This is a genomic window from Prosthecobacter sp. Pr1 (assembly GCF_057652315.1).
In genome coordinates, this window is record NZ_JBYFBS010000003.1 from 529,403 (window position 1) to 553,833 (window position 24,431).

General features: G+C 60.0%; 15 protein-coding genes. 10 read left to right on the top strand and 5 right to left on the bottom strand.

The features are described 5' to 3' along the window. Positions 1-417 precede the first annotated feature (417 nt). Positions 418-3,762, bottom strand: coding sequence for a protein kinase domain-containing protein (locus tag AC24GY_RS07505; RefSeq protein ID WP_487681646.1), 3,345 nt, complete (start codon positions 3,760-3,762; stop codon positions 418-420). Between the two features lie 65 nt (positions 3,763-3,827). Further along, a complete protein-coding gene (locus AC24GY_RS07510) occupies positions 3,828-5,564 on the bottom strand; it encodes an Hsp70 family protein (RefSeq protein WP_487681648.1) in 1,737 nt (578 codons plus the stop codon). A 61-nt stretch (positions 5,565-5,625) separates the two neighbouring features. On the opposite strand from AC24GY_RS07510, the gene trpD reads away from it, so the two are divergent. The 5 genes from trpD to AC24GY_RS07535 all read left to right on the top strand — a co-directional run bounded on the left by trpD (position 5,626) and on the right by AC24GY_RS07535 (position 10,570). Continuing rightward, positions 5,626-6,663 (top strand): anthranilate phosphoribosyltransferase, encoded by a 1,038-nt coding sequence (gene trpD, locus AC24GY_RS07515; protein ID WP_487681650.1) that lies wholly within the window; start codon positions 5,626-5,628, stop codon positions 6,661-6,663. Between the two features lie 67 nt (positions 6,664-6,730). Continuing rightward, on the top strand, positions 6,731-7,621 hold the full coding sequence (locus tag AC24GY_RS07520) for a hypothetical protein (RefSeq protein ID WP_487681652.1): 891 nt from the start codon (positions 6,731-6,733) through the stop codon (positions 7,619-7,621). 87 nt (positions 7,622-7,708) lie between these two features. Further along, a complete protein-coding gene (gene gatB, locus AC24GY_RS07525) occupies positions 7,709-9,172 on the top strand; it encodes an Asp-tRNA(Asn)/Glu-tRNA(Gln) amidotransferase subunit GatB (RefSeq protein ID WP_487681654.1) in 1,464 nt (487 codons plus the stop codon). A 99-nt stretch (positions 9,173-9,271) separates the two neighbouring features. Next, positions 9,272-9,424 carry a small basic protein gene (locus AC24GY_RS07530; RefSeq protein ID WP_395732737.1) on the top strand — a complete coding sequence of 51 codons (153 nt, stop codon included), beginning with the start codon at positions 9,272-9,274 and terminating at the stop codon, positions 9,422-9,424. Positions 9,425-9,436: 12 nt separating this feature from the next. After that, positions 9,437-10,570: a pseudouridine synthase gene (locus tag AC24GY_RS07535; protein WP_487681656.1), complete on the top strand. Its 1,134-nt coding sequence runs from the start codon at positions 9,437-9,439 to the stop codon at positions 10,568-10,570. Here the strand turns inward: AC24GY_RS07535 and AC24GY_RS07540 are convergent. Further along, positions 10,452-11,357, bottom strand: coding sequence for a diacylglycerol/lipid kinase family protein (locus AC24GY_RS07540; protein WP_487681658.1), 906 nt, complete (start codon positions 11,355-11,357; stop codon positions 10,452-10,454). The two genes, AC24GY_RS07535 and AC24GY_RS07540, sit on opposite strands and share 119 nt — an antisense overlap. 123 nt (positions 11,358-11,480) lie before the next feature. On the opposite strand from AC24GY_RS07540, the gene AC24GY_RS07545 reads away from it, so the two are divergent. The 4 genes from AC24GY_RS07545 (at position 11,481) to AC24GY_RS07560 (ending at position 22,304) form a co-directional block, all read left to right on the top strand. Beyond that, positions 11,481-13,217: an NADH-quinone oxidoreductase subunit G gene (locus tag AC24GY_RS07545; protein ID WP_487681660.1), complete on the top strand. Its 1,737-nt coding sequence runs from the start codon at positions 11,481-11,483 to the stop codon at positions 13,215-13,217. Between the two features lie 433 nt (positions 13,218-13,650). Beyond that, a complete protein-coding gene (locus AC24GY_RS07550; RefSeq protein WP_487681662.1) occupies positions 13,651-17,766 on the top strand; it encodes a beta strand repeat-containing protein in 4,116 nt (1,371 codons plus the stop codon). 52 nt (positions 17,767-17,818) lie between these two features. After that, on the top strand, positions 17,819-20,263 hold the full coding sequence (locus tag AC24GY_RS07555; protein WP_487681664.1) for a U32 family peptidase: 2,445 nt from the start codon (positions 17,819-17,821) through the stop codon (positions 20,261-20,263). A gap of 376 nt (positions 20,264-20,639) precedes the next feature. Continuing rightward, a complete protein-coding gene (locus AC24GY_RS07560; protein ID WP_487681666.1) occupies positions 20,640-22,304 on the top strand; it encodes a hypothetical protein in 1,665 nt (554 codons plus the stop codon). 2 nt (positions 22,305-22,306) lie between these two features. Here the strand turns inward: AC24GY_RS07560 and AC24GY_RS07565 are convergent, their stop codons facing one another. Together AC24GY_RS07565 and AC24GY_RS07570 are read right to left on the bottom strand one after the other, a co-directional pair. Continuing rightward, a complete protein-coding gene (locus AC24GY_RS07565; protein ID WP_487681668.1) occupies positions 22,307-22,858 on the bottom strand; it encodes a Maf family protein in 552 nt (183 codons plus the stop codon). Between the two features lie 14 nt (positions 22,859-22,872). Further along, positions 22,873-23,109, bottom strand: coding sequence for a YgdI/YgdR family lipoprotein (locus AC24GY_RS07570; RefSeq protein WP_487681670.1), 237 nt, complete (start codon positions 23,107-23,109; stop codon positions 22,873-22,875). Positions 23,110-23,253: 144 nt separating this feature from the next. Between AC24GY_RS07570 and mtnP the strand changes: the two genes are divergently transcribed. Then, a complete protein-coding gene (gene mtnP, locus AC24GY_RS07575; RefSeq protein WP_487681672.1) occupies positions 23,254-24,126 on the top strand; it encodes an S-methyl-5'-thioadenosine phosphorylase in 873 nt (290 codons plus the stop codon). The last annotated feature ends 305 nt before the right edge of the window (positions 24,127-24,431 follow it).

Here is a 24,431-nt window from a genome sequence, read left to right on the forward strand (position 1 = left end):
CCAAGAAGGTTATGAAATTATTTGAATGCGCTATGTGCGGAAGCGGTGGGCGGTGAGATGCGTGAGGAATCGGGACGATCCCTGTCCTCCGAGACTTAGAACGTCATGGGCGTTGCCCTACGCTATGGCATTTTCCGAGACTGAGTTCCGGAAGGAGTGGCATTTTTAGCCTGAGGCCATGAGAAGCGCTTTTGGAGGGCGGCTGCGGAGCTGTGGCTTTCGAGTGGCCCGTGGTGTGGGTGAGCAGAACGGCTGGCGAAGGATTACCGGCTCCCGCATTCGAGCTTTTTCTGGTACGCGTGCGCCACCGAGTCCGTCGAAAGCGGTAGCTGCGTTCGTTCCTCACTTCGCAACCGCAGTCCATATTCGGAGGGACGGGCTGTCACCATATCCATCACACGCCGGCGAATGCCTGACTTATTGAGGCGGAGTTTGGAAGTCGAGCTGGCCGTTTTTGAAGAGGTAGGGGAGGGTGGCGCCGGGCTTGGTGGTGAGCTGGGTGGCGGGTTTGGCCTCGATGGTGCGGCCGGGGCCGGTCTGGGGCTGGTTGGTGCAGTCCTGCACGTAGATGGTGGCGTTGAGCGGTGATTTGGCCGGCAGCTTTTCTTCGGGGGCGCCGAAGGTGCATTTTTCAAAAACGCAGTTGCGGGTGGCGAGGGCAAAGCTTTCGGGGACACGGCAGTTGATGAAGCGGCAGTTTTGGATGCTAAGCCAGTCTTTGGTCAACTCGGTGTTGGCATCCTCCCGAAACACGATGGGGCCCAGATCGAGGTCGAGCAGGGTGCAGGAGTCGAGCTTCATGCCCACGTCGCTCACTCTCCAGCCCTGCATGAAGGAGCCGAGGAGCACGCAGTTGGTGAAGTGCCATTTGGTGCTGAAGTAGGCTGTTCCCCAAGGGCCTTCCTTGGCGAACAGGCAGTCCTGAAACAGGCTGTCGCGTGCATCGAAACTGCCACCGAGATCGGCGGTGATCTTTACATCGCGGAAATGGCCGCCGACGGCCTGCCAGGAGCCTTCACGCAGATGGAAGCGGACGTTTTCGATGCGCATGCCGGGGAGGCTGGTGACATCAGCGCGCTGCTCGTCGTAATTGGCTCCGGGGTCTTTTTTGCCGGGAGCACCGATGTCGATGCGGCGCAGGGGATGGTAGGTGCCCGCAGGAATTGTGAGTTTGCCAGTCCATTCGGCTTTGTTGAGAAACGGGTCCAGCATTGCGGGAGTGCTGGAGATCTGGTCTTCGACGGTCTGGAGATCCAGCGTTTTCACCTTGGCGGATTTGATCGTGACGGCGTGGTTCAGCGGGAAGATTTCCAGTGGGTTGTCCACTTTGGAGTAGTCGCCAAAGTGCAGGAGACGACGTTTGCCATCGACACTGATGCTCTGCATGTGCGGCATGATGCGCCACTGGATGGTGACAAAGGTGTCTTCGGGGATGCGTCCCATGCCGGGCACATGCCGGGCACCGGCGGGATCTTTGTCGATGCGGAGTTCGTCCTGATTTTTTTCCCAGTTGAAGATCACCTGCCTGGCGGTGTAGGCCAGGCGCAGATCATCCTTGTGAGTTTTCAGCACGAGGGTGAACTCCACGGGCGGCGTGAACTTTTCCGCAGAAATGAAGCGGTCGTTTTTTTGCAGCACCATCTCCTTGCCTGCTGGCAGGAGTTCCTTGGCCTCACTGAGAAGCGCGGCCCGTTCGCGGGAGAGACTGGCGATCCGTTCATCGGCGAGTTTGGCGTCATCCAACTTTGCGGCCTGGGTCCATTCCGCCTGCACGGCCTTCAGTACTTCCTCGTACTTCAAGAAGAGGGTGATGATGCCGTTGTTAAGGGTGGTCTCGATGGGACGCAGGCTGGTGCGGTAGGTGGAGCGCAGCGTTTTCAGCGGCGCAGGGAGATTTGGAGCATCCTCTGCAGGCAGCGGGCTGTGGCTTTTGATGAGCTGCTGTTCCTCACGCAGGGCAAGCGCTTCGGGCAGGCGCGCAGCGGCTGTCTCGGCTGACAGCGCACGATCCAATGCGGCGAGGTATTTGGTGTTCAAGTCGTCCAGCGCGGTGCGATGAACTGCCAGCACGTCACGCTCCAGCGCGGCACGGAAGCTGGCATCCAGTTCGCGCAGGCGTTTCGAGCCAGCGCTTTCGACTACGGGTTGTGGCGGAGGGGCGGGCGCGGGGGCGGGCGCGGGCGCTTTTGATGGTGCGGCATCCCATTCGAGAATGAAGGCGCGTCCGGCAGTGACACCGCCCAAGCCCCACTCCGCTTTGGTATTGGATGTTGCGGTGATTTTCAGAACGAAGTTTTTTTCCGGCTCAGATGAGGCGGTCGTGGTATTCTCCCAGCGGGTGAATTCAAAAGGTTCTCCCGTGACCCACTGCCAGACTCCCGTTTTGCGCAGGCCGCCGATGGTTGCCATCGATTGCGGAACCTGTTTCAAAAAGGGAGGCAGCACTCGGTTCATCCAGTCCTGCTCAGCCTGACTGTTGATCGTGGCCAGATGGGCGCCGAGACTTTGCGCGTGCTTTTGGGCGTCGAGCTGGTTCATCCGTTCGTCCACGATCTGATAGTGGTGCCCGTTGTAACTCAGCACAGGAAGCTTGGACAGCGGGCTGCCCTTGGGGGCATTGGGGTCCGTGCGCACGACGACCGGTGCGGGGGCCGTTGCGTTCGGTGACGTCTGATTGGATGGTGGTCGAGGAGGCTCCGGTTTTGCGGGCCCGGTCTGAGCGACTGCGACTGCGGGTGCAGGTGGAGCCGGGGGCGGCTCACCACGCCGCAAGAGAAGTACTGCGGCCACGCCGACGACGATGAGGGCGGCGGCGATCATGCCCCATGGGGTGCCTGGGGGCGGCGGGGGAGGGAGAGGCTGGCGAGGCAGCATGCCGCCGGCGGGTGCTTGACGTGCCGGTTTTTCTTTGGCGACGGGGACGGTGAGGATCTGATCGAGATCACGGCGCAGTTCGCGAGAGGACTGATAGCGTCTGGCGACATCCTGCTCCATCGCTTTGCGTATGATGGCGTCATAGCGTGTGTCGCAGCCCACTTTTTCACTGGGCATTTGGAAATTGCCGCGTGGGATTTTGCCGGTGAGCATGTTGTAGAGCATCACGCCCACGGCATAGAGATCAGCGCGGCCATCGACCTGCATGCCGATGACCAGAACCTCTGGTGCGACGTAGTCCGGGGTGCCCATCGTGGTGCCTTCCTGGGTCAGGCTGCCGGACTGCCCCGGATCGTGCATGCGTGCCAGACCGAAGTCGGCCACCTTCACGGCGCCTTCCATGTTGATGAGAATGTTCGCCGGCTTGATGTCGCGGTGAACGACGCCGTGCTCATGAGCATAAGCAAGCGCGTCGCAGACGTGGGCGGTGATGGCCAGCGCGTGATCAACCGGCAGTTTGCCCTGCGACTGGATCATCTTGGCCACGTCCGTGCCGTCGATGTACTCCATGACGATGTAGAGGAGTTCATCGCGGGTTTCGCCGAAATCGTACACGGCGACGATGGCGGGATGATTCATCCTGGCCATCGTGCGTGCTTCGTTCTTGAAGCGTTCGATGTACTCGGCCTCGTCCTCCGCCACCTGGGGTGGGAGCACCTTGATGGCCACGAGTCGGTCGAGAGAAGTCTGTCGTGCCTTGTAGACGGCGCCCATGCCACCGCAGCCGATCATCTCCCACTGATCATACTGAGGCAGCATGGCCTGCAGATGCTCTGGTGATGGCGGTGTCCATGCCATGGCTCCGTCATGTTGAGGTTTCTCATTCATGCCCTGTGAAAACGATCATTTGCGGCGGAGCGTAGCCGTCTGCTCCAAGGATGGGAACTGGAAAATCAAACGAGTCCGCGGCGGACCAGAGATTCCTCCATGGCACGGTCGATCAGCATCACGGCCAGTGATTGAGTGGCGTCATCCAGCAACTGAGTGGCGGCTTTGAGAGCCTTGGCGTCATGATCCGTGGCGTCAAGCAGGACACGCACCGTGGCGGCCTGACTGACCACGGCAGATTTCTCTTCCGTGCTGATGGCATCACCGAGCTGATCCAGTGCGGCATCAACGGCGGGGAGGAGCTCTTCGGCTTTGAGCTTCGCTTCCGTCCAGATGCGTTCGTTCATGTCCTCGAAGGCGAAATCAACGCTCTCGGAGATCATCTGCTCGACGCGTTCGTCCTCGACATCGACGGCGGTGCCGCTGATTTGCAGGGTGGTGTCCTGGTTTGTGGCGGTGTCGCGGGCGAGCACGTGCAGGATGCCGTCTGCATCGATGCTGAACTGCACGCCGACGCGGGCGCTGCCTTTGGGGCCGGGGGGGAAGGGGACTTCGATGCGGCCGAGTTCCCAGTTGTCCTTCGCGAGTTCGCGTTCGCCCTGGAGGATGCGGATGAGCATGCTGTCCTGATTGGCGACGGCATTGGTGAACATCTCGCCGGCCTTGGCGGGGATGGTGGTGTTGCGCGGGATGATGATGTTCATCAAGCCGCCGAAGGTTTCGATGCCGAGCGAGAGCGGGGTGACATCGAGGAGGAGGACCTGGCGCAGGCTGCCGCCGAGGATGCCTGCCTGAATGGTGGCACCGAGGGCAATCGCTTCGTCGGGGTTCTGCGAGGTATTGGGTTCGCGGCCGAAGATTTCGCGGACGTAGTCGCGCACCAAGGGCATGCGGGTGCTGCCGCCGACGAGGATAACTTCATCGAGCTGTTCGGCTTTGACGCCGGCATCGCTCAAGGCGCGCAGGCAGTGGATGCGGGTGCGCTCGATCCATGGGCGGGCGATTTTTTCGAGATCGGCGCGGGTGATGTCGAGGCCGTTGAAGGAGGCTTTGTCATCGGTGGAGAGGCGTTTTTTGACGGACTCGGCTGCTTCGAGGACGCGGATGTCGTGGGAGGGCAGCGCGAGTTTTTGTGCGATGAATTCGGCGAGCAGGCGGTCGATGTCATCGCCACCGAGCTGGGTGTCGCCAGCGGTGGAGAGCACCTGGAAGGTGCCGTCGCGCATTTCGAGAACGGAGATGTCGAAGGTGCCGCCGCCGAGGTCATAGACGGCGATCTTTTGATGCTCGGTGAGTTTGTCGAGACCGTAGGCGAGTGCGGCGGCGGTGGGCTCGCTGAGGATGCGCAGCACTTCGAGTCCGGCGAGTTCACCGGCGCGCTTGGTGGCGTTGCGCTGGGCGTCGTTGAAGTAAGCGGGGACGGTGATGACGGCCTGTGAAACGGGCTGTTCCAGAGCGCGTTCTGCGACGGCTTTGAGGTGCTTCAGTATTTCCGCCGAGACTTCAACGGGGGAGGTTTTCAATTCGCTGAGCGAATAAGGGGGCGTCCATCCGGCTTCGCCGGGTCGGCGGCCGATGAGGCGCTTCACTGAGGTGATCGTGCGAGTAGGGTGAAGGGCGCGCTGGCGCAAGGCCACGGCTCCGACAGAGATGCTGCCATCCTGGGCCATGCACACGGCGCTGGGGGTGCTGCGGCTGCCGTTTTCATCGGCGAGCAGGATGGGAAAGCCGCTGTCAACGACACCGACGAGGGAGTTCGTGGTGCCGAGATCGATGCCGAGGATGGGTGAGTTTGGATTCAACGTTTCGAGAGGTTCACACGGGTGGGCTTGCTAAACACTGCGCTTTGGTCAAAATCAAATCATGGAATTACTGACTACAGGCCTGATGACCGGGGCGCACCTCACCGAAGACCAAATTGCCGATGCGGCGGCGCAGCTGGTCGATGCGGCGGTGACGGCGGCGGACAAAGCCCATTTTCTGCGGGCGCTGGCCCACAAGGGCGAGACGCCGGCGGAGATCGCGATGTTTGTGAAGGAGTTTTTGAAGCTGGCGGTCGATCCGGGGATTGACCGTGCGAAGCTGCCGGGGCCGATGCTGGATGTGGTGGGCACGGGCGGGGATCAGCTGCATTTGTTCAATGTGTCGAGCACGGCGATGTTCATTCTGGCGGCCGGTGGCGTGTGCGTGACGAAGCATGGCAACCGGGGAATTACCTCGAAGGCGGGCGGTGCGGATGTGCTGGAGGCGCTGGGCATCAAGATCGATTTGCCGAAGGAGAAAGTCGTGGCGGGCATCGAGAGCATCGGGCTGGGGTTCTTTTTTGCGCCGCTGTATCACCCGACATTCAAGGCGGTGGCGGAGGCGCGGAAACTGCTCGCGGCGGAGGGGCAGCGTTCGATTTTCAATGTGCTCGGGCCGCTGCTCAATCCGGGGCGGCCGGACTACCAACTCATCGGTGTGTTTGATCCGAAGCTGACGCGGGCGTTTGGCGAGATTTTGGTGCAGCTGGGCCGCAAGGGAGCCTGGGTGGTGCATGGCAGCGCTGCGGATGGGCAGGGGATGGATGAACTTTCGACGCTGGGGGTGAATGAAGTGTGTCAGGTCGCGGAAGGGAAACTCAGCGAGACGCGGATTGACCCCAAGGAGCTGGGCTTTGGCCAAGCGGCGCTGGAAGATCTGGTGGGAGGGGATGCCACGGAGAACGCGGCGATTCTGGAAGGCGTGCTGGCAGGAACGATCAAGGGAGCGAAGCGTGACATCGCGGTGCTGAATGCTGCGGCGGGCTTTGTGATCACCGGCGTGGTGGCGGATCTGACGGCGGGGAAAGCACTGGCCGAGGAACTGCTGGAGCGGGGCGCGGCGCATGCCAAGCTGCGGGCGATGCAGGATCTGATTTGAGGTGATTTTCCCGCAAGACAGGCAGGGGAAAGATGTTAGGATGTCCTAATAATCTTTTCTCCTGCCCATGCCTCACCCCAGTGAAGTGCTTCAATACGCCCAGAAGGTGCCGCACACCATGTGGGCCACCATCGCGATTGTGGGGTTCTTCGCGTTTGCGGCGGGGCTGGCGTTTGCGAAGGGGGTGGTGCAGCAGATCATCAATGTGGCAACGCTGGCGCTGTGCGCGGCGGCGGCGTGGTATGTCTTCATGCATCGGACGGTGATTTTTGGCGCGGCGGGGATGCAGATAACGACGAACCGGATGCTCGTTGCGTCAGTGATTGCGGCGGGGATCATGTTCGCCGTGTGCAAAGTGGGGAAGTATTTTCTGGCGGCCTTTGGCCTGATGCGAATGCTGGGAGGGCTGACGGGGTGGAAGGGACTGATCGTGAGCATCCTTCCTTCCGGCGCGCTGATGTGGATGGGCAGCGTGGCGCTGCGCATCGTGGGGAGTCTGTATGGCATGGAGAACGCGGCGGAGATCGTCAAAAAAGGTGGCTCGATCGAGAGCCAGGCGAAGTCCATTTTTTACAGCCTGAGCCAGAAGATCGACAACAGCCCCATTGGCGGGCTGGTGAAGAAGCTGGATCCGTATGACATCAAGCCGACCGCGAATCTGGCACGACTGCTGATTCTGTGGCCTGAAGGGACGATGTGGCAGCGACTGGCCGAACAAAGTCCAGCCACGGCCAATGCGCTCAACCATCCGCTGATCGCCAAGCTCGGCTACGATTCGGAAGTGCGGAAGGCCATCGAGAACAAGGACTTCGCGGGGCTGATGCAACTGCCCCAGGTCGAGAAAGTGGCGAACCACCCGGACTTGCAGCCTGTTCTTGGAGGCATGCAATTGGAGCAGGCGATGGACTCGGTGGTGTACAAGCAGCCACCGCCGCCGCAGCCGGTGAGGTTGTACTGAGGGGCGAGCAAAAAAACCGGCAACGGCACGTTGCCCCGGGCGTGGCTCTCGCTTTGATGTTCCGGCACTCGCCCTTTTCCTTTTCGCATGCCCAAATACATTCTTACCATCGGCCTTGAAGTTCACGCGCAGCTCACGACGCGCAGCAAGATGTTCTGCGCCTGCCCGGTCGAGTATGGTGCGGAGCCGAATACGCACACCTGCCCGACTTGCATGGGGCTGCCGGGAGCGCTGCCGGTGCTGAACCAGGCTGCGATTGAGAAGACCATTCTTACCGGACTGATGCTGGGCTGCGAGACGCCGCCGGTGGTGAACTGGGACCGCAAAAATTACTTCTACCCGGACATGCCGAAGAACTACCAGATCACGCAGATGCCCTTCCCGCTCTGCCTGGGCGGTGGGGTTCCGCTGTATGATTATGCGTATCCGAAGGATGCGCAGAAGAGCATCGTCAATCCGGGGAAGGTGGTGAAGCTCACGCGCATTCATTTGGAAGAGGACGTGGGCAAGTCCACGCACTATGACAAGTTCAGCGCGCTCGACTTCAACCGTGCAGGCACGCCGCTGATGGAAATCGTCAGCGAGCCGGACCTCGACAGTGCGGAAGAGGTGGTGGCCTACCTCGGGAGCCTGCGGCAGATCCTGATCTACGGCGGCGTGAGCGATGCAGACATGGAGAAGGGCAACATGCGCTGTGACGTGAACATCTCCCTGCGACCCGAAGGCCAGAAGGAGCTGGGCACCAAGATCGAGCTGAAGAACATCAACTCGATGTCAGCCATCCGGCGTGCGATCAAATTTGAGGCCGAGCGTCAGGCCGACATTTTGGACGCGGGTGGCAAGCTGGAGCAAAGCACTCTGCGCTGGGACGATGACCGCGGGGAGACCACGCTCATGCGCTCGAAGGAAGACGCGCATGATTATCGCTACTTCCCCGACCCCGATTTGCTGCCGGTGCGCACGGCGGATCTGGTGGCCAAGATGCGGTCGCAGGTGCCTGAGCTGCCGCATGAAAAACGTGCTCGGTTTGAGAAGGACTATGGCTGCAGCGCCTATGATGCCAGCGTGCTGGCGAGCGAAAAGGAGCTGGCTCTCTGGTATGAGGCAGCTGTGGCCGCCGACACGCAGGTGCCGGCCAAGAAAATTGCCAACTGGGTGATCAATGATCTGCTGGGTGCTCTGAACGACCGCTCGATCACGCTTGCCGACTGCCCGGTGAAGCCGGAGGCGCTGAGTTCATTGGTGGCCACCATTGAAGGCGGCAAAATCTCCAACAACCAGGGCAAGGAAGTCTTTGTGGAGATGTTTGAAACCGGCAAGCCTGCGGCGGAAATCATCAAGGCGAAGGGATTCGAGCAGGTCAGCGACACGGGTGCGCTGGAGGCCATTGTGGAGCGGATCCTCGCGGCGAATCCTGACAAGGTGGCTGAAGTCAAAGGCGGCAACGAGAAGGCCATGAACTGGTTTACGGGGCAGGCGATGAAGGCCAGCCAAGGCAAAGCGAACCCGAAGATGGTGACGGAGATCGTGCGGAAGAAGGTGCTGGGGTAGGGGGGCTCTCTGTTCGTCCCAGCGCGTACAAACCCCTTGCACCCCGGTCGGGGGCTGCTATTCTTCGCGCCCTTTTTCACCCCCAGACCCTTTAGAATCATGTCCCAGCATAGCAGCCTCAAGACTTCCGGCTCCGTCGGCACCAAGCGCAGCGTTTTGAAGCGTGGTGAGCGCGTCAAGCTTCTCAAATCCCGTGGCCAATGGAAAGAAGGACGTCTTCCGACGAACCTTCCGAAGACCAAGCCCGAGTAAGGCTTTCCTCCTGTGCGCCTTAACCGATATTTGAGCCAGTGCGGCATTGCCTCACGGCGTGGCGCGGAGGAAATCATCCTCGGCGGTCGTGTGTCCATCAACGGACATGTCATCACCGAGCTTGCCACGAAGGTCCAGCCCGAGGACAAGGTGGTCGTCGATGGTTCTCCGGTGCGTGCCGAGACGCCTGTCGTTCTCGTTTTGAACAAGCCGAAAGGCTACCTGTGCTCCCGTGGGGACAAGCAGGACCGCATGACGATCTACGATCTGCTGCCGCTGAAGTACCAGAATCTGCATCATGTCGGCCGTCTGGATAAAGACAGCGAAGGCCTGATTCTCCTGACGAATCGCGGAGATCTCTCCCACCGGATCATTCACCCGAGCCAGGGTGCTGAAAAAGAATACGAAGTGGTCGTCGATCAGGCGCTCAATCCGGACGTGATGGCGAAGCTCGTCAAGGGCATGATGACCGAGGAAGGTTTCGCCCGTGCGGAACGCACCTGGATGGACGGCGACTACCGGGCGCACATCGTTCTCAAGATGGGGCTCAAGCGTCAGATCCGCATGATGCTCTACTACCTCGGCTACGAGGTCACACGCCTGACCCGCATCCGCATCGGCTGGCTGAAACTGCACGGTCTGGCCCGAGGCGCCTATAAAGAACTCACACCGACGGAGGTCGAACGCTTCTTCAAGGAAGAGCCGACCAAGCCGAAGCTGGAACGCAGCAAGCCTGGTGAAGAAAAGGATGACGGGATCGAAGATCACCGCCCCGCAGCACGCAAGCGAGCTACGCCACGTGTGCATGAAGCTGAGGCCCGCGAACCGCGTGGTTTCAAGCCCACCCGTGGCAAGAAGAGCGGCCCTACGGCTCGCTTTTCCGAAGACAAAACTAGCCGAGGCAAGAAGAGTGGCCCTACGGCCCGCTTTTCTGAAGACAAGCCTGCTGGGCGTGGCAAAAAGAGCGGCTCTGCAAGCTGGTCTTCCGGAGACAAGCCTTCGTATTCCAAGCCCAAGTCCAGGACTTTCAGCCCGCGCTCACGCTCAAGCGAAACGGGGCGGGACGAAAAACCACGGGGGCGGTCAGGTCCGCCAGCTCGCCGTCCAGCTCCACGGGGGCCTCGCCGCGGTCCGTCGTCACGGTGAATTCGCTGGTCTGGATGTAGTCCAGATCATCACACTCGTGGTAGCCGTCTAACAGCATGCCGCGCAGCAGCTGGATGAATTCCATCCCGCCGAGGCCGCGAAAGATGAGGAGATCGAGTTTGCCGTCGGTGTTGGAAGCATCGCGGAACAGGGGGAACGGCCCGCCGTAGTGCCTGCCATTGCCCACCAGGACCACGGTGCCGACCATGGGCGCTTTGCCGTCGATTTTCACACTGAGTGCCGGCGGGGTCCGCATCAGCACGTTCACCGCACTCATGACGTAGCTGAGCGGGCCGTATTTTTTCTTCGCTTCCCAGGAGGTTTCCTGGACGATCTGGGCATCGAGACCGACCCCAGCGAGCTGGGCGAAGTACATGTCATTGGCCATCCATAGATCGACCTCGCGGCGCTGGCCGCTGGTGATTTCCCGCCAGCAGCCTTCGATGTCGCGACCGGGCAGCTTCAGTTCCACGGAAAAGACGTTCATGGTTCCCAGCGGCAAAACGCCGAGGGAGGTGTGCTTTTCGCCGGGTTTGCGGCGTGCATTGGCCCGGCAGATGCCCTGCAGCACCTCGTTCATGGTGCCGTCGCCACCAGCGGCCACGATGAGTTCGTGACCTTCGGTGGCAAGGCGCTCTGCCATCGCCGTTGCATCCGCAGGGCCGGTGGTCAGGTGGAGCTCCGGCTCCGGGGAGAGCCTGCGCAGGGCATGCTCAAGAGAGGCAGCCTTCGTGCTGCGTGCGGCGGGGTTCAGAATGACCGGAATGGGCATGAGGGCGGCATTCATGGCACGTGGCGCGGGACTTCGCAAAGTCTCATGGTCTGCCGCTTGTGAAACTTTTCACAAAATCGGGTTGCCCCTCTCCGAGCGGCTCCGATAATCGGTCTTAGCCCCCTTTCCCCTTCGCTCATGCCTGCCCCCGCCGAAGCTCCCGCCCCCGTTGCCGCTCCACCGCCTGTCGATCTCGTGAATGTACAGATCGATGGTGTCTGGCACAAGTTCCCCAAAGGCACGCGCATGATTGAGGCGTGCAAGCAGGCCAAGAAGGAAGTTCCCCACTACTGCTACCACCCGAAACTCTCCTCCCCCGGCAACTGCCGCATGTGTTTGGTGGAGATGGGTATGCCGCCGCGTCCGGCCCCGGGCACGGAGCCTGAGAAAGACGAGCATGGCATGCCGAAGATCGGCTGGATGCCGCGCCCAGTGATCGCCTGCGCCAACACCGTCGCGGAAGGCATGGGCATCCGCACGGAGTCCGTCCTCACGCAGGAGTGCCGCAAAGGCGTGATGGAGTTCCTTCTGATCAATCATCCGCTCGACTGCCCGATCTGCGACCAGGCCGGCGAGTGCCGCCTGCAGGAGTTCAGCGTGGAGCACGGCAAGGGCGAAAGCCGCTTCCGTGAGGACAAGGTCAAGAAGCCGAAGAACGTCGACATCGGCCCGCGCGTGCGTCTTGATGATGAGCGCTGCATCATGTGCAGCCGCTGCATCCGTTTCACTGCCGAGATCGCCGATGAGCCTGTGCTTGGCTTCACCGAGCGTGGCAGCTTCACCACGCTGGCGGTGCATCCTGGCAAACGCCTGGAGCACAACTACTCGCTCAACACAGTGGACATCTGTCCGGTGGGCGCTCTGACCTCGAATGATTTCCGCTTCCAGCAGCGCGTCTGGTTCCTGAACGAGACGAACAGCATCTGCACGGGCTGTGGCCGTGGGTGCAACATGGAGATCAGCGCCCGTGGGGACACGATCTACCGCCAGACTCCGCGTGACAACAACGACGTCAACTCCACTTGGATGTGCGACAGCGGCCGTCTCGACTTCCACTTCGTGAACAGCGAGTTCCGCCTGACCGATCCGATGATCAAGTCGGGAGGCAAACATCAGATCGCCACATGGAAGACGGCTCTGAGCAACATCGCCACCGCTCTTGCCGGCAAGAAGGGCGAGGAGATCGCCATCATCGCCAGCGCCCGCATGACGAATGAAGAGCTCTTCTTTGTGAAGCATCTGGCTGCGCAGCTCGGCACCACGAATGTGGATGTCATCCCGCGCACTGGCGGTGCGGACAACTACCTCCGTGCTGACGACCTCAATCCGAACACGAATGGTGCGAAGCTGATTCTGGGCATTGAGCCTGGTGCCAAACTGGCCGAGATCACCGAACTCATGAGCCGTGGCCGCCTGCGTGTGGTGCTCGCTCTGGGTGAGAACCTGCTGAAGGTGGGATTCAACCAGCGTGACTTGGAGAAGGTGCCGTTCATCGCTTCGCTGCACATCTTGGCCAATGCGAGTGCGGAACTCAGTGACGTGGTGCTTCCTGGTACTGCCTATGCGGAAAAACGCGGCAGCATGATCAATGTGACGGGTCGTTTGCAGCGCCTGAACAAGGCGGTCAAAGTTCCTGGCAACGCTCATGACACCTGGGAAATCCTGCGCGATCTCATCGTCGCCTGTGGTGGCTCGAACGGCATCCATACTGTGGAGGATGTCTTCAAGCGTCTTAGCACTGAGGTTACTGCGTTGAATGGTCTGACCTTCTCCAAGATCGGTGATCTGGGAGTGCAGGTGCTTGAAACCGGTGAGAAGATCCCGCTGCTGGAGCGCGAGAAAGAGCGCAAGGCGAAGGGGATTATTGTTGGGTGATTTGGTGCCCCTTTTTAGACAGGATTGACAAGATGGCAGAATTTCAGGATTTTTATTCTGAAAGGAGGCTCAGCGTCCGATGTGCTTTGGATGGTTTAAAAACCGCTTCTGCGAGTGCCTGGGGTGGTTGCAGAGTCAGCTTGTTATGAGACTGAAATTTCGTTAATCCCGTCAACGACGTCATGGCGCGACCATTTAGGGGAGGATAGTCGGAGATTGACCTCATGCTGACGCATGGGGTTTGTGCGATGGCGGGCACTTCGAAAGGATAAAGATGCTGGCGGTTTATGCGTGGCATTTGCCGCGACAATTCCGCGTATTCTGAGGGTTTTTCGGATCAGAATTGGCTGGTCCGGCTGGTGGGAGAGGCTATTCGTTCTGCCCCCCTTTTCGCGTGTCTGCGCGAGCGTAAAAAACAGCCCCCAATCCAACCATGTCTGTGTTCTTCACACGAGGCCTGCGCTACGCCGTGCTCTCGTTTTCTATCCTGGTCCTTTCCCATGCACATGCGGCAACCCTGTACTGGGATACTAATGGCGCGAGCGTGTACTCTGGCAATGCAGGAGGAACGTGGGGCGTGGACAGTTTTTGGAGCACGGATGCGCGGGGGCAGAGCAGCACCGGAGCGTATGCGACCGGCAGCGATGTGGTCTTTGCCGCAGGCATTGACGGCACGGGCACTTACACGGTGACGCTCTCTCCGGGACAGTCTGCCAGCAGTCTCAATTTTCAGGAAGGTCACGTCACGATCGCTCCTGGCACTGCTTTTGTTTCGTCTCCGAACAACTTCACCTCGGTTGAAATCCTCACGCTTACCGGCACTGCGCCCGTCGTGAACGTCCAGAACATGGACGCCACCATCACCGCCCGCATGAATTCCACCGGGCTGACCAAAAACGGTCTCGGCAAAATCACTCTCGATTTCGGCACCTCCGGCAACGGCGGCTTCTTCAATCTCGGCGGAGCGCCCATCACCATCAATGCAGGCACCTTTGAGCTCAAAGGCACAGGGGGCAGTGCCAACCAACTGACCACCTCAGGCATTGTCATCAACAGCGGGGGCACCTTCCTCTGGAATACTAACCCTAACAGCATCAGCGACGCCGCCAAAATCACTGTCAACACCGGCGGTGTCCTCAACACCAAAGCTAACGACCAGTTTGGCACCATCGAGGGCGGCGGTCTCATCCTCATGCGCAATGCCTCGCTCAACCTTGCCCAGGGCGGCGTGAACACCACCTTCTCCGGCATTATTGCCGGTGCCGGCACACTGCAAGTCAACGGCGGTGCAGGCTTCGTCAGTCTCAGCAATGCCAACACCTTCACTGGCACACTCACCTCAAACAACATCAACACCACGACCGGTGGTTTTCTTCTCGGACACGCCCGTGCGGCTCAGAATGCCACGATCAATCTCGTCAATTTCGACGTGAACACCAAGAACATCAGTTTTGCCAACGGCATTGGCACCTTCATCACCGGCGGCCTTCAGGGCACCAGCAACCTCACGCTTCAGGATGCAGGAGGTGGAGCCATCATCCTGCAGACCGGCAACAACGACAGCACCACCACCTACCGTGGAGCTCTCAGCGGCAGTGGTGGTCTCACCAAGATTGGCACCGGCACCCTCACTCTTAGTGGCGAACAAATCACCGTCACTCGCACGACCACTGCCACTGGCGCTGTCACCGCCACCTACGTCTCCAGCACCTCCAATACCTACACCGGGGACACCACCATCCTCGGCGGTTCACACAATCCCACCAGCGGCTCTGTCACCCAGGCCAACGCGGGCGGAATCAAGCTCGACTTCAACTCCACCGCCATTTCTTCTGCTACCTCGGGTACGAACACTTATACTTACACCATCACCGCCCCCATTGCGGATATCATCAGCGCCTCCAGCCGGCTGGTTCTCGGGGGTGGCAAGCTCACGGTCGCCGGTCGCAACACCACCACGGGGACCGAAGCCGTCTCTCAAACTTTCAACAACACCTACCTTCTGGCCGGTCGCAGCTACGTCACTGTCACGCAAGGGACCGCCAATGCTGACACTGTTGTGAAGCTCGGCAACATCACGCGTGATCGTGGCAGTGTTTTGGAGTTCACTTCTGCTGCGGGCACGCAGAGCAGCACCAATGGCATCGTCATCACGACAGCCAATGATGCCAGCGGCATCCTGGGCGGATGGGCTCTGCTGGGCAATGACTGGGCCGTCAAAAGCACCGCAGGAACGGCGCTTGGCAATGTCGTCGCCGCCACCACGCAATACAGCACCTATGCTGGCGGAGACATCGTGAGTTCCGCGACCTCCAATTTGCTGATCAGCGACAGCAGCGCCACAATCACCACCGGGGCGGGCATCACGAACCTCAACACCCTCATGGTGCGCAACGATGCAGGCAACGGCAACGCCGCCATCAACCGTCTTGTTGACATTGCCGCAGGCGAGACCCTCCGGCTGGGTGCCACCGGCTCCATCTGGAACCAAGGCAGCCAAGTCACCTCGGGCGTTCCGACGCTTACCATTGGATCTGCCAACAACGTTGGCGCGATCACTGCCGGCGGAGCCGACAACACGGCTGGCGAAGTCATCATCAATAATTCCGGCACTGGCGAAATTCTCATTCGTTCTTCCATCACGGACAACGGTACGGGTGCCGTGACGCTCATTCGTACCGGCTCCGGCAATCAAGTCGTCTTCAGCGGGGTCAACACCCACACTGGTGGCACCGTGATCACCCAGGGGCGCAACCGTTTCGACAACGTCGGCGGTCTGGGCAGCGGTGCCGTCACTGTCACTGCTGGTGGCCAGCTCTGGCTTAATGCCGGAGGCACCTACGCCCAGACATTCAACCTCGCAGGCACCGGGTACGGTGAAGGCGGCATCCCCGGCGCGATACGTTTCAGCGGAGGGCAAACTCTCACCGGCCAGATCAACCTCACGGGAGACACCCGTCTCGGTGCCGTGAACGCCAGCTCCGTCACCACCTTTGCTGGGAAAATAACTGGTGATTATGCCCTCGATCTCTCTGGCGGCGCGGGTGGCACCAACATTATTCAGCTCAACAGCACCGCCAACGACTTCACCGGCAACTTTTCCATCAACACCAACTTCGCCGCCACTCCAACCGCCTTCAACAGCGCCAACGTCACCATCCGCCTTGGAGCTTCGGAGGTCATTCCCAATGGCCTGGGCAAAGGCAACGTGATTTTGAGCGGAAGCAGCAGCACCACTCCCGTCACTCTTGACCTCAACGGCTTCAACGAGACCATCAATTCTCTGATCTCCTACGGAACGCACGCCAACACGGCCATCACCAACGGCAAAGCCAACAGCACCTCCACCCTCACCATCGGCGACAACAACGCCAGCACACTCGTCACCGACACCGCAGCCGCCACGACCTTCTTCGGCGGTTCGATCAAAGACACCGGCACGGGCATCATGGCGCTGACCAAGATCGGTGAAGGAACGCAGACATTCACGGGGGCGAACACCTACAGCGGCGCGACGACGATCAACAAGGGCATCCTCATGGCCGGTGGGGTCAACACGCTGTCCGCCAACTCTGCGGTGACCATCGCCAATGATGCCACCGCCATGCTGGCGCTGACGAATGGTCTCGCGGATTTTTCGCAGACGATCCTGTCTCTTTCGGGAGGTGGCACCGTCAACCTGGGCACCATTGCCGCTGCGGATACCGTGGGCACTCCGGGCACGCGGCTGACGACGGGCAGCACTGGTGACAGCACTTACTCAGGCACCATGGCAGGTGCCGGTGGACTGATGAAACAGGGAACGGGCAGATTCACGCTGACGGGTGACAATACGTATGTGGGAACGACGCAGGTGGCCGCAGGGAATCTGCAGGTGGGACAGGCGGGTGCGGGACAAAGCGGTACGGGTGCGGTGGTTGTCAGCAGTGGTGCCACTCTTTCGGGATCGGGTGTTGTGCAGGGGGCCACGGTCGTCAATGGACTGCTGAGTGCGGGGGATAATGGCGGTGCAGGCATTGGCAAACTGACCTTTACGGATGTCAGCACTGGCAGCCTCACGCTGACCGGGGGCGGCAGCGCTGCGGCACCACGCGCGCTTTTTACCCTCGCGGGAGCCACGGGCAATGAGGCGACTCCTACGGATGGCATTCAGACAGCAGGCCTGCTCAACGGCAGCTTTGGCAATCATGATGCACTCGTGGTCCAGGGCACGTTCACCCTTGCGGCGGGAAGCACGATCAAGGTGGAGCTTGGCAGCGGTTACAGCCCCGGCTTTGGCGATGTCTACAATCTGATCGACTGGGGGACGGTGAATGGAGGTTCGGCCGCCATCGTGGCCGGAGGATTCAACGCGGCGGCTACAGGAGGAGACTTGAGCCTGGAGATCAGCGCCACCATGCTTGCCAATGGCTGGTTTTGGAATACGGACCAGTTTTTGACGGATGGCATCATCTACGTGGTGCCAGAACCTGGACGCGCCATGCTGCTGATGTTGGGACTGGGGCTGGGTGTGGTGCGCCGGCGCAGACCTAGGGGGGGCAAATGCTGAAGCATAAAGGCTGCAAGATGCGGAAATCGGGGTAATCTCTTTCCCCCCTGCCGTGACTTATTCCTCCCCACTCCCCAAGCCTGAACTTCTCTCTCCTGCTGGTAACTGGGACTGTGCCCGTGCGGCGGTGGCGAACGGGGCGGATGCGATCTTTTTTGGCATGCCGAGGTTCAATGCGCGGCTGAGGGCGGACAATTTTGTGGAGGAAGATCTGCCGGAGCTGATGAAGTTTCTGCATGACCATGGGGTGAAGGGGTATGTGGCCTTCAACACGCTGATCTTTACGAAGGAACTGCCGGATGCGGAGAAGCAGCTGCACCTGCTGGAAGACAGCGGGGTGGATGCGGTGATCGTGCAGGATCTGGGCTTGGCGCGGATGGTGAAGGCGCTGACGCCGAAGCTGCGGCTGCATGCGAGCACGCAGATGACGATCACTTCACCGGAAGGGCTGGAGTTTGCGAAGCAGCTGAACATTGATCAGGCGGTGCTGGCGCGGGAGCTTTCCATGCGCGAGCTGGAGCGTTTCAAAGCGGCGGCGGTGCCGCTGGAGGTGTTTGTGCATGGGGCGTTGTGCGTGGCCTATTCGGGTCAGTGTCTGACCAGCGAATCGCTGGGGCGGCGCAGTGCGAACCGTGGCGAGTGCGCGCAGGCCTGCCGCATGCCGTATGAAATGATCGTGGATGGCGAGCCGCGTGACCTTGGCGACAAACGTTACCTGCTCTCGCCGCAGGATCTCGCGGCGGTGGATGAAATTCCGCGGCTGATTGAACTGGGCATTCGCAGTTTTAAAATCGAAGGCCGCCTCAAGACACCGGAGTATGTGGCGGGTGTGACGCAGGTGTATCGCAAGGCGATTGACCGTGCGCTGGCGAATCAGCCGGCTCCGGCAAGTGAGGCGGACCGCTACGCGCTGGAAATGACATTCTCACGCGGCCTGTATCCGGGCTGGATGCATGGTGTGAATCATCAGGAGCTGGTAGGTGCCTACTACGGCAAGAAGCGCGGTCCATTTGTCGGGCAGGTGACGCGGATCATTGATGATGACACGCTGGAGCTGGATGAGCTGCACATCGCCATGAAACCGGGGGATGGTGTGGTGTTTGAAAACTTGTCTGACACCAACTACGAGCAGGGCGGCAGCGTGTATGAAATGCGCGGCAGTGCGCTGAGCTTCCGCCACGGGCATCTGCGCATGCAGGATGTGCAGCTGGGGATGCGTGTGTTTAAGACGAGCGACCCTGCGCTCAATCGTGCGCTGCGGCAGTCGTTTGAAGGTGACATCCCCATCCGCAAGCAGCGCAAACTGGATCTGCATGTGACGGGCCGCGTGGGTGAGCCGCTGAGGGTGCAATCGGGCACCAATGTGGTGACTTCGACGATGGCGCTGCAGGCGGCGATGAAGCGACCGCTCACGCCGGGGGCCTTCATTGAGCAGTTCAACCGCCTCGGTGGCACGGAGTTTGAACTGGGCGAGGTGCAGTTTGATGTGGTGGGCGAGGTGATGCTGCCGATCAGCGAACTGAACCGCATGCGACGTGATTTGATTGCGGCATGGAGCGAAGGTGTTTCGTCAGCGGCACCTGTCGCGCAGATCACCGAGACGCTTGAATCGTTGATGCCATCACGGGGAATCGCCGATGACTCTCAGCCGCTCCAGTTGCACGCCTTGTGCCGCACGCAGGCGCATATCGATGCGGCGTTGGTGCTGGGGGTGCCGAGGCTGTATCTGGATTTTGAAGACATCCGGCTGTACGCGGATTTGGTGAAGCAGATCAAGGAGCGCAGCGACACGGCGCAGGTCTGGCTGGCGACGCCGCGCATTCAGAAATCGGGTGAAGCGGGTTTCTTCAAGCTCATCCAGCGGGCAGAGCCGCATGGGGTGCTGATTCGGAATCTGGGGGCGATGTCGTTTTTCAAGGATGCGGGCATCCCGATGACGGGAGACTTTTCGCTCAACGTTGCGAATCCGCTGACGGCGGAGATTTTGAAGAAGTCCGGGCTGGAGCGGCTCACGATCAGCTACGACCTCAACATTGAACAGGTCGTCGATCTGCTGGCTGCGGCACCGCCGTCATGGTTTGAGCTGACGCTGCACCAGCACATGCCGATGTTTCACATGGAGCACTGCGTGTTTGCCGCGTTCCTGAGCAAGGGCACCGACTTCACCAATTGCGGACGTCCTTGTGACAAACATCGTGTGCATTTGAAGGATCGTGTGGGCATGCAGCATCCGCTCAAGGCCGACGTTGGCTGCCGCAACACGCTGTTCAATGCGGTGGCGCAAACCGGCGCGCAGTTTTTTGACGAACTGCGGGAGCACGGGCTGCGCTGCTTCCGTGTGGAACTTTTGGAAGAGAATGCTGACGAGGCGATGATCGTATTGCGGACTTATCAGGAGCTGATGAGTGGTCAGCGTGGTGGCGATGAAATCTGGCGTGATTTGAAAGCGCAGAGCCAGCTGGGAGTGACGCGGGGGACTTGGGCGGAACTGGCCTGATACGAGTTCGCTCGTTTCCCTTCGCTAAAGCTTCGGAGGACAGGTCTAGCTGCGGAGCACCTGAAATCAAGGCAGTTGGATTGTGGAACGGAGAGTAACAGGGGAGTTTATTCGGGAGCTGTTTGCACGAACTACGTTTCCAGATTCCGGCTAAAGCCGGGACTACAATACATGCGCTGGCTGGTTATAAGTTTGGGGCGATGCGGGGCTTCCGGAACGGGCTAAAGCCCGAACTACGTACTCAGAAGAGCTGCTGACATGTTATTCGGGAGTACAAGACGGAGGACTGTGGTGGGGTCCACGGGAATCCATGGTTTGCTGAGGATGAAGGAACTTCCTTGAACGGTGGCGGATTACCCGCCAGAATCCGGCCGCCATGTCCAGGCACTCCTTCGACGATTTCAGTTTCCTGCCGACCGTCGATTCGACGGATGAAGAGGCCGTGAAGCCGGGGCATGCAGCGAAGCATCCGCCTCAGCCGGAGAGCACGGAGACTATTCATGAAGAGGTGGCTGAGCCGATGGCTGCGGAGGAGCCGGTGTATGAGGAGGTGGCAGTTTCACCTGAGCCGCCGGTTTTTGTTCAGGAAGCGATGTCTGAGACGCCCGTGAGCGAGATGGAGCTGCACGCTGAGCATTCATCGGCAGAAGACGAAGAATTCATCGAGGATCGACACAAGGAACTGGAATCTCCTGCAGCGGCAGTTCAGCCGCTGAAGCAAGCAATGGAGCTTCCCAAGCTGGTAGATGACGTTTCTCATGCGCCACAGGCGGCGGCTGAGGAGAAACCATCCAAGGTCGTTTCAGGCAGTGAACTGCCGCGCAGTGAGGACGAGTCGTCAGACAAAACAAAGGGGAAAGAGGAACCCAGGGCTGGCAAAGAGCCGAAGCCGTTCATTGCCCCCAAACCGCCGCCCGAGGAACCCTTGGATCCGGAGCAGGCTAAAAAGCAGCGCTGGCAAAAACTGGCGGACAAGATCGGCCTGCGCACGCTGGGCATGAGCTTTGGCGTGCATCTGTTCCTGCTGTTGACAGCCACTTTTGTGGGCGTGAGCCAGGTGATGGACCGGCAGGTGGACTTCTTGCCCGGGGGCAGTTCGGCGCAGTCGCAGGCGGCCGCCGCAGAACTGACGCACAAGATTCAGACCAAAAAGAATCCCTGGCTGAAGGAGAAGCCGAAGATGCGGAAGATCACGGTGCAGACCTTGTCTTCCAACATTGTGCTGCCGGAGATGCCGGCCATGGAAGTGATCGATTTTTCGAAGATCAACAATCGCATGGACCTGAGCAAGGCGCCCAGCATGGGGTTGAGCCAGCCGATGGGCCTGGGAGGTGCGGGTGGCGGTTTTGGGGCCGGTGTCGGGACTGGCGGCAAATTCAACTTCTTGGGTCAGACCGCCTTTGGGAGGCGCGTGGTTTTTGTGGTGGATTTTTCCAGTTCCATGTCGCAGCCTTTGAAAGTTGACGGCCCGAGAACGACCCGCTTTGATCTGCTGAAGAAGGAGCTGATCAAGGCAGTGAAGCGTATCCCCTTTGGAACTGCCTACCAAGTGCTCTACTTCTCCGACTTCGCCTGGCCGCACAACCAAGTGGGCACCACTGATGAGGAGGGGCTTGCGAAGTGCTACTGGGAAATCACGCCGGACAATTATAAGCAGGCGAAAATCCCCGTCTTCAAGTACATCCAAGCAACTCAGTTTACCCTTCAGGACAGTGTTGAGGTCATTCAACGGTCGAATACTTCCCGAATATACACCAATTGGGGATCTGGATTGTTGATGGCATTGAGTGCGAACCCGAAGCCCGATGTCATTTTCTTCATGACCGATGGCAATCACTCTGATGAACAGGGATGGATCGACATCGTGACGGCTGAAAACAAACGCAAGCTGCCCATGAGTGTGATTCACACCAGCGTGATGGCCCAGGTGGACGCTGCGTTTGAGATCGATGCGATGGCCAAGCGCAACAACGGTTCGTTCACTGTGGTCAGAGAAGATGGCATGGTCATGAAGGGTGAAGAGTACTTCAAAATGAAGTAGGCTCAGCGCTGCAGATCACGCAGAGCTGAGGTCACTTCCTCAACCGGCAGGCCGACGACGTTGGTGAATGATCCTGTCATGCGTTCGAGAAGCATGTCGGTGCATTCCTGAATGCCGTAGGCTCCTGCTTTGTCGAGAGGGGTTACCCTCGCGTGATAGGCGCGGATCAGATCGTCCGTCAGCGGCTTGAAGGTGACATGGGTGATGACATGCAATTCACGGACCACGGTGCCATCGCGGGCAAACGCCACTCCGGTGCAGACCTCATGGGTGCGATCCGAGAGGCGGCGGACCATGCAGAGCGCCTCCTCCAGGTCTGCGGGTTTGGCCAGTGGGTCGCCATCGACATACACCAAGGTGTCGGCACCGATGACGAGAGCTGCGGGCCGGGTGAGGCTGACTGCCAGCGCTTTGCGCCGGGCGTTTTCCAAGGTGAGCTGTTCGGGTGTCAGAGAGGCATCATGGGCCTCTTCGACCTGCGACAAAACGATTTCAAATTCGAAGCCTGCCTGGCGCAGCAGCTCCAGCCGGCGCGGTGAGGCGGAGGCGAGCACGAGCGAAGGCCCGCTCACGCCCGCTTCTCCACAATAGTGGCGACATCATCCGCACGGATCACAGCGTCACGCTTGTCCGGCGTGCGGTAGCGGTAGTAGCCGGTCTTTTCCTGATACTGGGGTGCTCCCTCGCAAGGCACCTCACGCCCGTCCTTGAGCTTGATTTTGTGCGGAGTCGAAGAGGCAAACATGTCCGGCACAGAGCAGGAAACGAAGGAAAAGGCGGGGAGAAGCAGCAGGAGACGGCGCATGGCATTCATGGCGGTGGATAGGGAAATAACGATACTGTTAAGACGCGACTTTCGGTGTTTTTGTTCATCCTTCAGGCGAGAGACATTTTCAAGCGTCACGATGTTGTCAGTTGAAGCAGACTTTGTGCCTTCTACCCTGACTGCATGAGTCAAAATCTTCCTCCAGCCATCGGTATCATCGGCGGATCCGGCCTGTACGACCTTGAAGGCTTTGAAAATCGTGAGGAGATCCGCGTGGAGACGCCGTTTGGCCCCCCCTCGGATGTGCTGGTGACCGGCACACTGGCCGGGCGCCGGGTGTATTTTCTGCCCCGCCACGCCAAGGGGCACCGCATCCTGCCCACGGAGCTGAACCACCGCGCCAATATTTGGGCGCTGCGCAGCCTGAACGTGCGCTGGATCATCGCCGTGACCGCCGTGGGCAGCCTGCAGGAGCAGTACCATCCCCGCGACATTGTCCTGCCGGATCAGTTTTTTGATCGAACCAGCCGCCGCGATCAGCACACTTTTTTCGGCAAGGGGATCGTGGCGCATGTGGCGTTTGGCGATCCGATTTCTGACGGCCTGCGCGCGCTGCTGCATGAGACCTGCGTGGCACAGGGGCGGAAGGTTCACAATGGCGGTACCTACGTGTGCATGGATGGCCCTGCTTTCTCCACCCGCGCCGAATCGAATGCGCACCGGCAGCTGGGTTTCGATGTGATTGGCATGACGAACCTGCCGGAGGCGAAACTGGCGCGTGAAGCGGAGATCGCGCTCGCCACTCTGGCGATGATCACGGATTACGACTGCTGGAAAGTCGAGGAGGAGGCTGTCACCGCCGAGTCTGTTATTGGACATCTGCATGCGAACGTCGCTGCTTCCAAGGCCATCCTCGCTCACGTCATTCCGAACATTCCCACGGAACCGAACTGGCCTGAGCATCGTGCGCTGGATTCTGCCTTGATGACCGACCGCAAATTGTGGCCCGAGCAGACGGTGGAGAACTTGCTGCCACTTTTGCAGCGGTTTCTTTGAACCGGACTAGACGGTGTCTTTGCAAATCAAGGGAATCTCATGCCGTCGGGGGAAAGGCCTGCTGTTGACGGCGCCAAGGACGGCGAACCTTTTTGAGCGCCCGCGATGCGGCAGACCCGAAATCACGGACGCGCACAGCGCATCCCTACCATCCCTGAAGCTCCGCATGCGCAAAGCGCTGGGAGGGGGCGTCCCTGGAGTCCTTCGTGCCTGCGCGGGCTGCTGTCCTGTTCACTCTTCCTCCTTTCCAAAAGTTCTCTTTCCTTCAACGCGTCCGGAGCCTTCGTCTGTTTCCACCAAACTCC

Bases quoted from the DNA above. Each gene is read 5' to 3' on its own strand.
- AC24GY_RS07505 (WP_487681646.1), bottom strand. From the start codon at position 3,762: ATGAATGAGAAACCTCAACATGACGGAGCCATGGCATGGACACCGCCA.
- trpD (WP_487681650.1), top strand. From the start codon at position 5,626: ATGGAATTACTGACTACAGGCCTGATGACCGGGGCGCACCTCACCGAA.
- AC24GY_RS07520 (WP_487681652.1), top strand. From the start codon at position 6,731: ATGCCTCACCCCAGTGAAGTGCTTCAATACGCCCAGAAGGTGCCGCAC.
- gatB (WP_487681654.1), top strand. From the start codon at position 7,709: ATGCCCAAATACATTCTTACCATCGGCCTTGAAGTTCACGCGCAGCTC.
- AC24GY_RS07530 (WP_395732737.1), top strand. From the start codon at position 9,272: ATGTCCCAGCATAGCAGCCTCAAGACTTCCGGCTCCGTCGGCACCAAG.
- AC24GY_RS07540 (WP_487681658.1), bottom strand. From the start codon at position 11,357: ATGAATGCCGCCCTCATGCCCATTCCGGTCATTCTGAACCCCGCCGCA.
- AC24GY_RS07545 (WP_487681660.1), top strand. From the start codon at position 11,481: ATGCCTGCCCCCGCCGAAGCTCCCGCCCCCGTTGCCGCTCCACCGCCT.
- AC24GY_RS07550 (WP_487681662.1), top strand. From the start codon at position 13,651: ATGTCTGTGTTCTTCACACGAGGCCTGCGCTACGCCGTGCTCTCGTTT.
- AC24GY_RS07560 (WP_487681666.1), top strand. From the start codon at position 20,640: ATGTCCAGGCACTCCTTCGACGATTTCAGTTTCCTGCCGACCGTCGAT.
- AC24GY_RS07570 (WP_487681670.1), bottom strand. From the start codon at position 23,109: ATGCGCCGTCTCCTGCTGCTTCTCCCCGCCTTTTCCTTCGTTTCCTGC.
- mtnP (WP_487681672.1), top strand. From the start codon at position 23,254: ATGAGTCAAAATCTTCCTCCAGCCATCGGTATCATCGGCGGATCCGGC.